Raw genomic sequence first — 303 nt, 5'->3', positions numbered from 1 at the left:
AATATTTTAATTATAGTGATATAGATGAAAAAGAACCTAATTCTACGACTAAGGACAACAAGAAAGAATTAGAAGGACGTCTTAAAGTATTTATACCATTAATAAAAGAAAAAGATATAAAAGAGTTTCTAAAAGATTATTAATCCCAGATTATGCAGTAAAAATCCCAACCCTCTATTTTAGAATTTTATCTTATAAAATCAACATTTTTTAGAAATACACAACAAACGTGTTTAAACTTTTTTAAGGAACTTGGATAAAAACATTCCAATCCAAGTTATATCAAGAAAATAAACATCTGGT

Source organism: Capnocytophaga sp. oral taxon 332 str. F0381 (assembly GCF_000318275.2).
Taxonomy (GTDB): domain Bacteria; phylum Bacteroidota; class Bacteroidia; order Flavobacteriales; family Flavobacteriaceae; genus Capnocytophaga; species Capnocytophaga bilenii.
The sequence above is the reverse complement of the archived record's forward strand: the minus strand, read 5'-3'. Positions refer to the sequence as shown.